Annotated in this window: 7 protein-coding genes, 2 tRNA genes and 2 rRNA genes; 4 read left to right on the top strand and 7 right to left on the bottom strand. The window is 62.2% G+C overall.

What is annotated here, in order from left to right:
* The 4 genes from DDF70_RS33130 to DDF70_RS33115 all read right to left on the bottom strand — a co-directional run.
* Window positions 1–1880: ribosomal RNA gene (locus DDF70_RS33130) — 23S ribosomal RNA — on the bottom strand; the annotation flags it as partial.
* Window positions 1881–2128: 248 nt separating this feature from the next.
* A tRNA-Ala gene (locus tag DDF70_RS33125) sits at window positions 2129–2204 on the bottom strand.
* Between the two features lie 203 nt (window positions 2205–2407).
* Window positions 2408–2484, bottom strand: a tRNA-Ile gene (locus tag DDF70_RS33120).
* Between the two features lie 154 nt (window positions 2485–2638).
* Window positions 2639–4125 (bottom strand): 16S ribosomal RNA (locus DDF70_RS33115).
* Window positions 4126–4731: 606 nt separating this feature from the next.
* On the opposite strand from DDF70_RS33115, the gene DDF70_RS33110 reads away from it, so the two are divergent.
* Entirely contained in the window at window positions 4732–6768 is a 2037-nt protein-coding gene (locus tag DDF70_RS33110; RefSeq protein WP_114948838.1) for a M23 family metallopeptidase, read from the top strand.
* A 5-nt stretch (window positions 6769–6773) separates the two neighbouring features.
* Window positions 6774–7691 carry an AEC family transporter gene (locus tag DDF70_RS33105; protein WP_114948837.1) on the top strand — a complete coding sequence of 306 codons (918 nt, stop codon included), beginning with the start codon at window positions 6774–6776 and terminating at the stop codon, window positions 7689–7691.
* A gap of 54 nt (window positions 7692–7745) precedes the next feature.
* Here the strand turns inward: DDF70_RS33105 and gluQRS are convergent, their stop codons facing one another.
* A complete protein-coding gene (gene gluQRS, locus DDF70_RS33100; RefSeq protein WP_114948836.1) occupies window positions 7746–8624 on the bottom strand; it encodes a tRNA glutamyl-Q(34) synthetase GluQRS in 879 nt (292 codons plus the stop codon).
* A 29-nt stretch (window positions 8625–8653) separates the two neighbouring features.
* Here gluQRS and DDF70_RS33095 point away from each other — a divergent pair, with 29 nt between their 5' ends.
* Window positions 8654–9298, top strand: coding sequence for a DNA-3-methyladenine glycosylase family protein (locus DDF70_RS33095; protein WP_114948835.1), 645 nt, complete (start codon window positions 8654–8656; stop codon window positions 9296–9298).
* Between the two features lie 36 nt (window positions 9299–9334).
* Here DDF70_RS33095 and DDF70_RS33090 read toward each other — a convergent pair whose 3' ends face one another.
* The gene (locus DDF70_RS33090; protein WP_114948834.1) at window positions 9335–10105 is read right to left on the bottom strand and encodes an HpcH/HpaI aldolase family protein; all 771 of its coding nucleotides are present in this window, start codon (window positions 10103–10105) and stop codon (window positions 9335–9337) included.
* Between the two features lie 41 nt (window positions 10106–10146).
* Window positions 10147–10470 (bottom strand): DUF1476 domain-containing protein, encoded by a 324-nt coding sequence (locus tag DDF70_RS33085; protein WP_114948833.1) that lies wholly within the window; start codon window positions 10468–10470, stop codon window positions 10147–10149.
* A gap of 237 nt (window positions 10471–10707) precedes the next feature.
* Here DDF70_RS33085 and purC point away from each other — a divergent pair, with 237 nt between their 5' ends.
* Entirely contained in the window at window positions 10708–11502 is a 795-nt protein-coding gene (purC, locus tag DDF70_RS33080; protein WP_036362043.1) for a phosphoribosylaminoimidazolesuccinocarboxamide synthase, read from the top strand.
* Window positions 11503–11673 lie beyond the last annotated feature (171 nt).

Below are 11673 nucleotides of genomic sequence, written 5' to 3'. Positions count from 1 at the left end.
GACAAGGAATTTCGCTACCTTAGGACCGTTATAGTTACGGCCGCCGTTTACCGGGGCTTCGATTCAAAGCGTGAACCTCTCCTCTTAACCTTCCGGCACCGGGCAGGCGTCAGACCCTATACGTCGTCTCGCGACTTCGCAGAGTCCTGTGTTTTAGGTAAACAGTCGCCACCCCCTAGTCTGTGCCCCTCCCGCCTGGTTGCCCAAACGGAAGGCCTCCTTATCCCGAAGTTACGGAGGTAAATTGCCGAGTTCCTTCAACATAGTTCTCTCAAGCGCCTTGGTATACTCTACCAGTCCACCTGTGTCGGTTTCGGGTACGGTCTGATGTGAGGGCTATTTCCTGGGACCCGGAAGCCGCCCGAGCAATCCGATAAGCTCGAACGACGATAAGGATCCGTCACCTCTCACTGGCGCACGAATATTAAGCGTGCTTCCCATCGACTACGCCTTTCGGCCTCGCCTTAGGGGCCGGCTAACCCTGCGAAGATTAACTTTACGCAGGAACCCTTGGACTTTCGGCGACAGTGTCTTTCACACTGTTTGTCGTTACTCATGTCAGCATTCGCACTTCCGATATCTCCAGCAGCCCTCACGGGTCCGCCTTCGCAGACTTACGGAACGCTCCGCTACCGCGCATCTTGCGATGCACCCTAAGCTTCGGCTCGTGGCTTGAGCCCCGTTACATTTTCGGCGCAGGAACCCTTGTTTAGACCAGTGAGCTGTTACGCTTTCTTTAAAGGATGGCTGCTTCTAAGCCAACCTCCTGGTTGTTTTGGGATTCCCACATCCTTTCCCACTTAGCCACGAATTGGGGGCCTTAGCTGTAGGTCAGGGTTGTTTCCCTCTCCACGACGGACGTTAGCACCCGCCGTGTGTCTCCCGCGCACTCCTCCCAGGTATTCGGAGTTTGGTTAGGTTTGGTACCGCTGTGGGCGGCCCTAGCCCATCCAGTGCTCTACCCCCTGGGGGATTCACGCGAGGCGCTACCTAAATAGCTTTCGCGGAGAACCAGCTATTTCCGAGTTTGATTGGCCTTTCACCCCTAGCCACAAGTCATCCGAGACTTTTTCAACAGGCACCGGTTCGGTCCTCCAGTGCGTGTTACCGCACCTTCAACCTGCTCATGGCTAGATCACCCGGTTTCGGGTCTAAAGCAACGAACTAAAAAACGCCCTGTTCAGACTCGCTTTCGCTGCGCCTCCACCTATCGGCTTAAGCTTGCTCGTTACTTTAAGTCGCTGACCCATTATACAAAAGGTACGCCGTCACCCAGGACGAACCTTGGGCTCCGACTGTTTGTAAGCATCCGGTTTCAGGAACTGTTTCACTCCCCTCGTCGGGGTGCTTTTCACCTTTCCCTCACGGTACTGGTTCACTATCGGTCGCTGAGGAGTACTTAGGCTTGGAGGGTGGTCCCCCCATGTTCAGACAGGATTGCACGTGTCCCGCCCTACTCATATCCAACCATCACGCTGTTCCGTACGGGGCTATCACCCGTCATGCCCGACTTTCCAGACGGTTCCGGTGACGATCAGGTTGGCATTGGCCTGGTCCGCGTTCGCTCGCCACTACTAACGGAGTCTCGTTTGATGTCCTTTCCTCCGGGTACTTAGATGTTTCAGTTCCCCGGGTTCGCCTTAAACCCCTATGTATTCAGGATCTAATCCCTTCATCTGACCCTCCGTAGTGCAACGCCACCCCCAAGATCGCTCTCTCGGATGCCGTCACAATACAAAGGGTCGAAGGGGGGTTTCCCCATTCGGAGATCCCTGGATCAAAGCTCGTTCGCAGCTCCCCAAGGCTTATCGCAGCGTACCACGTCCTTCATCGCCTCTCAGCGCCAAGGCATCCACCAGATGCTCTTACGACACTTGATTACTCTCATGATCCATGTCCGCCCGGCAAAAGCCGGACACGGATCTCAAGAAAGACCTGACCTCGCATTGCTGCGAAGTCATATTTTGCTTGCCAAGCATCTCCGACGCTCCCGGCTGCGGGCCGGGGCTGGTTCGCGGAACTAGGAAAGTCCGCTGGTCGAAGATGCTGCCTCTTTACGATTTCAAACATCCGCGCTCGCCCGCACAGCAGGGAACACGAATTCCTTTGACATCCGGATACAGTAAAATGGTGGAGCCTGTCGGGATCGAACCGACGACCTGAAGCTTGCAAAGCTACCGCTCTCCCAGCTGAGCTAAGGCCCCGTTTTTTGCTTGGCCTCAGACGCCGGCAGGGACGTTAAGTCCCTTTGGCTATCCGCGCCATCGGGCGCGGCGGCCGGTCGGCCTTCGCAAGAAGTGGTGCAGGATCGACGCGTCAGCGTCGCAAGCCCGACCGGGCGCCCGCGCTGATGCGCGGAGCAGCCAAGGCAACGGACGTTGCCGCCGGCGCTTGAGGCTTCCCAAAATGGTGGGCCTGGGACGACTCGAACGTCCGACCTCACCCTTATCAGGGGTGCGCTCTAACCACCTGAGCTACAGGCCCCAGCCGCAGCACCTGCTGCGACCGATGTATCCGGAATTGAGAAGAGAAGCGAAGACGGCAGCGTCCCGCATAGTGAGCTTCTGACTGAAGCTCTTGTGTTCCAAGTGTTCCGATAGAAGCAGCATGACGCCACTTCGTAAGAGAACATCCTTAGAAAGGAGGTGATCCAGCCGCAGGTTCCCCTACGGCTACCTTGTTACGACTTCACCCCAGTCGCTGACCCTACCGTGGTCGCCTGCCTCCTTGCGGTTGGCGCAGCGCCGTCGGGTAAGACCAACTCCCATGGTGTGACGGGCGGTGTGTACAAGGCCCGGGAACGTATTCACCGTGGCGTTCTGATCCACGATTACTAGCGATTCCGCCTTCATGCACTCGAGTTGCAGAGTGCAATCCGAACTGAGACGGCTTTTGAGGATTAGCTCCCCCTCGCGGGTTCGCTGCCCTTTGTCACCGCCATTGTAGCACGTGTGTAGCCCAGCCCGTAAGGGCCATGAGGACTTGACGTCATCCCCACCTTCCTCGCGGCTTATCACCGGCAGTCCCCCTAGAGTGCCCAACTCAATGATGGCAACTAGGGGCGAGGGTTGCGCTCGTTGCGGGACTTAACCCAACATCTCACGACACGAGCTGACGACAGCCATGCAGCACCTGTGTTCCCGCCAGCCGAACTGAAGAGGGGTGTCTCCACTCCTCATACGGGACATGTCAAAGGCTGGTAAGGTTCTGCGCGTTGCTTCGAATTAAACCACATGCTCCACCGCTTGTGCGGGCCCCCGTCAATTCCTTTGAGTTTTAATCTTGCGACCGTACTCCCCAGGCGGAATGCTTAAAGCGTTAGCTGCGCCACTGACGAGCAAGCTCGCCAACGGCTGGCATTCATCGTTTACGGCGTGGACTACCAGGGTATCTAATCCTGTTTGCTCCCCACGCTTTCGCGCCTCAGCGTCAGATCCGGACCAGTCAGCCGCCTTCGCCACTGGTGTTCTTGCGAATATCTACGAATTTCACCTCTACACTCGCAGTTCCACTAACCTCTTCCGGTCTCAAGCCATGCAGTATCGAAGGCAATTCTGTGGTTGAGCCACAGGCTTTCACCCCCGACTTACAAAGCCGCCTACGCGCCCTTTACGCCCAGTGATTCCGAACAACGCTAGCCCCCTTCGTATTACCGCGGCTGCTGGCACGAAGTTAGCCGGGGCTTCTTCTCACGCTACCGTCATTATCGTCGCGTGCGAAAGAGCTTTACAACCCTAAGGCCGTCATCACTCACGCGGCATGGCTGGATCAGGCTTGCGCCCATTGTCCAATATTCCCCACTGCTGCCTCCCGTAGGAGTTTGGGCCGTGTCTCAGTCCCAATGTGGCTGATCATCCTCTCAGACCAGCTACTGATCGTCGCCTTGGTGGGCCATTACCCCACCAACCAGCTAATCAGACGCGGGCCGATCCTTCAGCGATAAATCTTTCTGCTCTCGCACGTATCCGGTATTAGCCCAAGTTTCCCTGGGTTATCCCGAACTGAAGGGCACGTTCCCACGCGTTACTCACCCGTCTGCCACTGACCCCGAAGGGCCCGTTCGACTTGCATGTGTTAAGCCTGCCGCCAGCGTTCGTTCTGAGCCAGGATCAAACTCTCAAGTTGAAAGTATGATCAAGACTTCACTACGCAAATTGACAGAGCACCTCTCACTCCGGGTCACCCCGGAGCGGTGTACTCACCAAAGCATAGATCCGGTCAATGTCATCCCCGATCCCAAAGGATCGGCGCAAGGACACCGCCGCCTACGCTTCTCTTCCCTCTCAACAATGTCAAAGAGCAAGACATCTTTCGATGCCACCGATAAAAACAGACCTCCGCAGAACAGCGCTTGTTCCCGACCGAAGTCGGGCACAACAGCCCGGTTTCTGAGGAAGATCTGGGCGCCGTTCGCGTCAGCGGCGGCGTCGATGGGCGGTATATAGGCCGAACCCGTTTCGCCTGTCAACGTGCTTGTGAAACTTTTTTGACAGGCGGGCGAATTTCGACGGCTGTCGTCCTGCCGCACAGGTTTTTTCGCCGCTGCCTCACTGCGGTCACAGTGCGGAATGAAGCAGGGCCGCGAAGGCGCTCTCTACGAAACCTCCTTCGCCGGAGAGTTGGCGTGCCGACTAAGCTTATCTATTGGTATGTGCGGTTGTCGTCTCTTGTGCTAGATGGCCTCTAGTGTCTGTGACAGCAACCCACCGCATCGACATCAGACAGAGATATATGAGTCACCTTCCTCCCGATGACGGCCATGCCAAGGGGTTCCGAAAGGACCCCTCGCGTCTGTCGTCCGGCATCGATCTCGGACATGAGCCGCCGCTCAGCACCAGCGGGAGCGTGGCGCCGGAGGTCGACAAGAGGGAGGTGAACCTGCGCTGGCTCGGCGCCAGCGTCCTGACCGGCGTTACGGGTGCGGTCCTGATCGGCGCTTCTATCCATGTGGCCCTCCAAGGCGCAGCCGTCACCGCCCTTCCCCCGGAGCGCGCGGCTCTGGGGTCCCGGTCCTCTCCCACACTCGACGAGGAGCGGTCCTCGAACGTGGCCCGCAAGGCCGACCGGCTCAACATGACGGAGCTGACCTCCTCGGCCCGACAGAGCTTCAAGGCCCCGATGACGATGCGCGTCGGCGAGCGCGAGGCGATCAAGGTGCGCAACTTCGTGCGGGTTGCCACGAATCTCTCCCTGACCGCGGGGACCTATGCAGCCGACATTCCGCCCTTCAACCCCATGCGTCTCTTCGCCGAGGGGATGGACGAGCAGCGCATCGAGCCGACCCCGGAGGTCGCCGACGCCGATGTATCGGTCCTTCGGCGCGACCTTGCCATGGTGGCGATCGCGGCGAGCGCCCCTTCTCTCACGGATGGCGACGTGCTCGCGATTTTGGAAGAGGAGCGGCGGGTCTTCAACGAGGCCGGGCGCCGGACCTCGGTGCCGATCCCTGCCCAGCAGATGCTGGGCCGGACCCTTCGGCAGCCGGACGGACTGGGCGACGCCCTCGGCTATGCTCGCGTCGTCGACGCTCCCTTCAGCACGATCGAGGTCCGGGTCGTCCCCGAGAACGTGACCGATCTTCCCAAGGTCGAGCAGCGGACCACGACGCCCCTTTTCGAAGAGCGCGAGGTGGTGCTCAGGAAGGGCGAAACCCTCGAGACGGTTCTGCGCAGCTACGGTGGTACTCCCGAGCAGATCGCCGCGATCACATCGGCCCTGGCGGCCCGGATCAAGGTCGACGGGCTGGGCGAAGGCCAGAGACTGCGCATCCTCATCGCGCCTGGCCCTCGTCTCGGGGATCCCAGGCAGATCGTGCGCGTAATCACGCTTGGAGAACGGGGCATCGAAGGGATCGCCGCCACCAACGACCGCGGCGTCTTCGTGTCCGTGACGCCCCCGGCCGACGAGCGGAACCGACAGGTGGCCGAGGCCTCGGAGGACGAGGAGGAGGATGACGGGCGCGGCGGCGTGCGGCTCTACGAGAGCCTCTACGAGACGGCGCTCAAGAACGAACTCCCCCGTGAGAGCGTGGACGAGCTGGTGCGGATCTTCGGCTACGATGTCGATTTCCAGCGCCGTGTCTCGCAGGGCGATTCCTTCGAGGTCTTCTATGGCTCGGACGACGAGAACGGCACGCCCGAGATCCTCTATGCCTCGCTCACCGTGGGAGGGGAAGCGCGTCGCGTCTACCGCTACCAGGGCGAGGACGGCACGGTCGATTTCTTCGACGAATCCGGCCGCTCCCTCAAGAAATTCCTGATCCGCAAGCCCATCTCGGACGGCATTCTGCGCTCCGGGTTCGGGTCGAGGTTCCACCCGATCCTGGGCTATTCGCGGCCGCATACGGGCATCGACTGGGCCAACAAGGTCGGCACCCCGATCCTTGCCGCCGGCAATGGCACCATCCGCTTTGCCGACTGGAAGTCAGGCTACGGGCGCCACATCGAGATCCAGCACGCCAACGGCTACGTGACGACCTATTCCCACATGTCGGGCTTTGCCAAGAACATGGCGCAGGGCACCAGGGTCCGGCAGGGTCAGGTCATCGGCTACCTGGGCAGCACGGGCCTGTCGACCGGCCCTCACCTCCATTACGAGGTGCTCATCAACGGCAGCTTCGTCGATCCTCTCAAGATCCGCCTCCCGCGCGGACGGGAGCTCGAAGGCCGCGGGCTGGTGGACTTCAAGCGCCAGCGCGAACAGGTCGACGAATTGATGTCCCACAGCGTCGCCTCCGCAGCGCTCTCGCAGCGAGCGGAGTTGCGATAGAGCGCATGCTTGAGCTTTTCGCGATCGTGCTGCCGGTCTTCGGCTTGATCGGCATCGGGTATGTCGCGCGCCAGACAGGGTTCATCTCCGAACGGGCCGGCGAGGGCCTGTCCGAATTCGTCTTTACCCTATCCCTGCCCTGCCTGATCTTCCGCACTCTCGTCCGAGCCGAGATCCCGGCGGTCCAGCCCTGGGGCTACTGGATCTCGTACTTCGTCGGTGTGGGCGTCGTCTGGCTCCTGGCCACGATGATCGGCGGGCGCTTCTTCGGCATCAAGGGCGTGTCCGGCGTCGTCGCCGGGTTCTCGGCCGGTCAGGCGAACACCGTCTTCGTCGGCGTCCCGATGATCCTCAAGGCCTATGGGGACGAGGGCGCCGTTCCGCTCTTTCTCCTGATCGCGGTTCATCTCCCGGTCACGATGACCCTGGCGACCATCTTGGCTGAGGGGCGCCGAGCCTCTCCCCTGGTGATCCTGCGCCGCCTCCTCACCCATCCCATCGTTGTCGGGATCCTGGCCGGATCGGCCTGTCGCCCGATGGCCGCCTATGTGCCGGCCCCGGCGTGGCAGGTCATGGATCTCCTGGCGAGCGCGGCGGTTCCCTGCGCGCTGATCTCCATGGGGATCGCCCTGCGCCGCTACGGACTGCAGACGGGCTGGAAGCTGCCGACCGTGATCTCGGTCCTCAAGCTCGTCGTGCATCCCTTGCTGGTGCTGCTGCTCGCCACCCAGGTCTTCAACATGCCGCCGGTCTGGGCCGGCGTTGCGGTGCTCTTCGCCTCCTGCCCTTCGGGCATCAACGCCTATCTCTTCGCCGAACGGTATGGGGAGGGCGTCGCTCTCGCCTCCAGCGCCATCACCCTGTCGACATTCCTGGCCCTGGGCACGACCCTGGTCTGGCTCTCCGTGCTGGGCGTCGGCTAATCCCCTGCCGCCTCCTTACCCGCAAAGCCGGTTCCCACTTTTACGTCCGACGCCCTAAGGTTCGAACCCGAGCCGCCGCCATATGGCCTGCGGCGTCGCTCCTTCGGCCCGGAATTCGTCCAAGGATTTCGACCGGCGGCTCTTCGCCAGCTTGTCGCCTTCCGGATCGCGCAGAAGTCCGTGGTGGTGATAGCGGGGCGTCGGCAGGTCCAGCAGCGCCTGGAGCAGGACGTGGAGGTCGGTCGCAGCCTCGAGGTCCTGGCCGCGGACCACATGGGTGACGCCCTGGAGCGCATCGTCCACGACGACGGAAAGATGATAGCTCGTCGGGATTTCCTTGCGCACGATCACCGCATCGCCCCAGCGCCGGGGCTGCGCGGTGACCGTATCCTCACGCCCCTCCCGGTCGAAGCGCCGGAACCGGAGCGGCCCCGGCACAAGCTGCTCCAGCGCCGCCATGTGGAGACGCCAGGCATGAGGCTCGCCGGCCGCGATCCGGCGCTCGGCCTCGGCGGCAGGCATGGCCCGGCAGGTGCCCGGATAAAGCGGCGCGCCGTCGGGATCGCGAGGCCAGGCCTCGCCGCTCTCCGCCTCCCGGCAGGCAATCGTCTCGGCGATGTCCTTGCGGGTGCAGAAGCACGGATAGACCCCTCCCCTCCCCTTCAGTTCCTGGAAGGCAACGTGGTAATCGGCAAAGTGCTCCGATTGCCGACGGACCGGCTCCTCCCAGTGGAGGCCGAGCCAGGCGAGGTCGTCATAGATGGCGGCCTCGAACTCGGGCCGGCAACGTGTGATATCGATATCCTCGATGCGCAGGAGGAAGCGACCGCCGAAGCGGCGGGCGAAGTCGGCGTTGAGCAGGGCGGAAAAGGCATGGCCCAGATGAAGCCGTCCGTTGGGGCTGGGAGCGAATCGAAAAACCGGCTTCGTCACGGGAGCCTGCGAACAAGGAACGTGTAGGAATGGCCACCCTCCTCGAAACGGACGCGGTTCTCAAGAGGGGCCTGAGCGAGCTGGCACTGGCGGACCCGGTGATGGCGAAGCTGGCCGAGAGCGGGATCACGCCGCAACTGCGCAGGCGGCCGCCCGGTTTCGAGGGGCTCGCCTGGATCGTCGTGGGCCAGCAGGTTTCCACCGCCAGCGCCACCGCCATCTGGAACCGCCTGCGCCAAGTCCTCGAACCTCCGACGCCTGACGTCTTTCTGCGCCTCTCCGATGAGGCCCTGCGAACGGCCGGGCTTTCGGCCGGGAAGGTCAGAACCCTGCGGGCCCTGGCGGCGGACATTGCCGAGGGCAGGCTTCCTCTCGACGAGCTGCAGAACCGCCCGGCCGAGGAGGCCCACGATCTCCTCACCCGGGTGAAGGGGATCGGCCCCTGGACGGCCGATGTGTACCTGCTTTTCTGCCTCGGACATCCGGACGCCTTCCCGAGCGGCGATCTGGCCGTGCAGGAAGCGGCCCGCCTCGCCTACGGACTGGAGCAACGGCCGGATGCCAAGACCCTGAGCGCCCTGGCCGAGAACTGGCGCCCCTGGCGAGGCGTCGCGGCCAAGATGCTCTGGGCCTATTACCGTAAGATCAAATCCCGGGAGGGCGCTCCCGTATGACGCCCTTACGATGGCGCCCTTGCGGCCTGGACGGATCTAACGCCGAGCGGCTGCGAGAGCCGCATGGGCCCCGGCCATGAGCATGGAGATATCGCTGCCGATGGAAACCATGTGGAAGCCCTTGGCCGACAATTCCGCCGCCCGCGCTCCCGACGCAGCGTAAATGGCCGCGACCTTGCCCGCGGCCTTCACGCGGGCGAGCGCATGGTCGAGGGCCTTCTCGACCTCGGCGCCGGCGGGATTGACGCTCTTTCCGCCCGAGAGAGCGATCGAGAGGTCCGAAGGGCCGATGAAGATGCCGTCGATCCCCGGCACCGCCAGGATGTCGTCGATGATGGCGAGGGCCTCACGGGTCTCCACCATGGCGAAGGAGACGGTCAGGTCATTGGCCTGCTGCAGATAGGCGCCGGGCTCCAGCCTGGTCAGGGACAAGGCCCCGTAGGCGCCCCAGCTCCGCTCCCCGACGGGCGGGAACTTCGTGAAGCCGGCGAAGCGCTTGGCATCCTCAATGGTGTTGATCATCGGTGCGATCACGCCCGACACCCCCGCATCCAGAAAGCGCGACGCGGAGGCGAAATCGCCTACCGGGATGCGGACGAGGGCGGGTTTTCCCGCGGCTGCGATCAACGGCACCGCCTGGAGCGCGGCCGCGAAGTCGATGGAGCCGTGCTGCAGGTCCATGACGACGGCATCGAAGTCTTCGTGGGCCAGAAGGCCGGCCACGGAGGGGTCCGGGATACCGCACCAGGCCGTCAGAACGGAAGAACCGGCTTTCAGCCGCTCGGGAAACGTTGGTTGGGTCGGCATGATGCCCCTTTTTGCTCGGGTTGTTCTCCGGCGCTCCGCCGTCACTGCCCCGCTTTGATCGCCTCGATGGCCTGAGCCGTCAATTGCTGAAGTTTGAGATTGATCTCGGTGTCCGAAACCGATTGTCCTGCGGCATCGAGATCCTGGCGGACCTTGCGCAGGACGTCCGCGTTCCCCGGCTCGTGGAAATCCGCGAGAACGAGGCTCTTGGCGTAGGCTTGCACATCGGCGCCGGACTTGCCCAAGCGGTCAGCGACCCAGAGGCCGAGAAGCTTGTTGCGACGCGCCGTGGCCTTGAACCGGAGGTCCTGGTCGAGGGCGAACTGCTTTTCGAAGGCTTCCTCACGCTCGTTGAAGAGGGTCATCAGCCGTCCTCCCTGGCTTCCCTGAATGCGATATAAGGGCGCACTCGCGCTACGGCCAGTCACTCCCCATCTTTCCAATGGTGCTTTCAGCAGGTTGCAGAATTGCGGCCCATCTCCCCGCGTTGTGCTTGTCCGAGGGATCGGATAGGTTGCCCCTTCAAGCGGAGCGCCGGTGAACAGCCGCGCTTAACGCCAGCCGCGGATCTAAAAAATGAACATTCCCAGGAGCCACGGCAAATGGATTTTCTCAAACCACGGTACACGCCTATGAATCGTCGCCGTCGCATCTATGAGGGCAAGGCGAAGGTCCTCTATGAGGGCCCGGAACCCGGTACGCTCATCCAGCACTTCAAGGATGACGCGACCGCCTTCAATGCCAAGAAGCATGAAGTGATCGACGGCAAGGGCGTACTCAACAACCGGATCTCGGAATACCTTTTCCAGCATCTGAACGATATCGGCATCCCGACCCATTTCATCCGCCGCCTGAACATGCGCGAGCAGCTGATTCGCGAGGTGGAGATCATCCCCCTCGAGGTGGTGGTGAGGAACGTGGCGGCGGGGTCGCTGGCCACCCGCCTCGGCATCGAGGAGGGCACGCAGCTGCCCCGGTCGATCATTGAATTCTATTACAAGAACGACGCTCTCAACGACCCCATGGTGTCGGAGGAGCACATCACCGCTTTCGGCTGGGCCTCGCCCCAGGAGATCGACGACATCATGGCGCTCGCCATCCGGGTCAACGACTTCCTGTCGGGTCTCTTCCTCGGCGTCGGCATCCGTCTCGTCGACTTCAAGCTCGAGACCGGCCGTCTCTGGGAAGGCGAGATGATGCGCATCGTCGTCGCCGACGAGATCTCCCCGGATTCCTGCCGCCTCTGGGACATCAAGTCCAAGGACAAGCTCGACAAGGACCGGTTCCGTCGGGACATGGGCGGGCTGGTGGAGGCCTATTCCGAGGTCGCTCGGCGCCTGGGCATCCTGGCCGAGAACGAGAACCCGGTCACCGGCGGCCCTCGCCTGGTGCAGTGATCCGCCTTCTCTTGAAGCTTTCGAAAGCCCGGCTCCGCGCCGGGCTTTTTGCTGGCTCGTGCGGCTTCCGAAATCCTGGAATGAGGATCCTTAGCTCACGGGTTCATATCAAAGAGCCAGCACCTTGGGGCCCGCAGCTTGCGCTGCGAGCCTTGTCGGTGGTCGAGGGTG

It is taken from the genome of Microvirga calopogonii (assembly GCF_003347665.1).
Taxonomy (GTDB): Bacteria; Pseudomonadota; Alphaproteobacteria; order Rhizobiales; family Beijerinckiaceae; genus Microvirga; species Microvirga calopogonii.
The sequence above is the reverse complement of the archived record's forward strand: the minus strand, read 5'-3'. Positions and strand labels throughout refer to the sequence as shown.

Coding starts and splice junctions, on each gene's coding strand:
- DDF70_RS33110 (WP_114948838.1), top strand. CDS start 4,732: ATGAGTCACCTTCCTCCCGATGACGGCCATGCCAAGGGGTTCCGAAAG.
- DDF70_RS33105 (WP_114948837.1), top strand. CDS start 6,774: ATGCTTGAGCTTTTCGCGATCGTGCTGCCGGTCTTCGGCTTGATCGGC.
- DDF70_RS33095 (WP_114948835.1), top strand. CDS start 8,654: ATGGCCACCCTCCTCGAAACGGACGCGGTTCTCAAGAGGGGCCTGAGC.
- DDF70_RS33090 (WP_114948834.1), bottom strand. CDS start 10,105: ATGCCGACCCAACCAACGTTTCCCGAGCGGCTGAAAGCCGGTTCTTCC.
- DDF70_RS33085 (WP_114948833.1), bottom strand. CDS start 10,470: ATGACCCTCTTCAACGAGCGTGAGGAAGCCTTCGAAAAGCAGTTCGCC.
- purC (WP_036362043.1), top strand. CDS start 10,708: ATGGATTTTCTCAAACCACGGTACACGCCTATGAATCGTCGCCGTCGC.